Here is a 591-nt window from a genome sequence, read left to right as displayed (position 1 = left end):
CAAACACCGCATCACCCAACCGCCACACCGCCCGCAACCCCTGAAACAACGGCCCATACTCATAACCCCGACCAGCAAAACCCGCATAAAGCTCGTCTACGTCCACGGGAGCGGCCCCGGTAGGAGGCCAACTGGTTCCGCCGAGCGCCCCGGAGACGGGCACCACGTCAACCGCCGCCGCGCCGCTCAACCCCGTTGCATGGCGCTTCCAGCCCAGATCGACATCATCGGAGTCCATCCGTGAGTGAATGCTGAACTCACGCTGACCGTCCTGTTGGGCCTCCCCCACGACCACCTGAAGGTGAACGGTCTCTCCTTCGGGGACTGCGAGGGGTGCTTCGAGGGCGATGTCTTCGATGCTCTGTTGACCCACGTGCGTCACGGCATGCATCGCCAACTCGATCAGAGCGGCCCCCGGCACCAGCACGGTTCCCCATACCTGGTGGTCGGCGAGCCATGGGTGCGTCTCCAGCGAGATACGTCCGGTGAAGAGTTGCCCGCCCTCGGCGAGGGGAACCGCCGCTCCCAGAAGGGAGTGTTCAAGGGCTTCCAGGCCCAGACCACTGGCATCGGCCCCCACAGTCGGGGCAT

At 65.1% G+C, this 591-nt stretch carries 1 protein-coding gene; it reads right to left on the bottom strand.

The window, feature by feature from the left end:
- Window positions 1-591, bottom strand: a 591-nt coding sequence (locus ABD329_RS47990) for a polyketide synthase dehydratase domain-containing protein (protein WP_344318323.1), incomplete at both ends; no start/stop codon positions are given.

Source organism: Streptomyces javensis, assembly GCF_039525925.1.
Classification (GTDB): Bacteria; Actinomycetota; Actinomycetes; order Streptomycetales; family Streptomycetaceae; genus Streptomyces; species Streptomyces asiaticus.
This window is presented reverse-complemented; position numbering and strand designations above follow the sequence as displayed.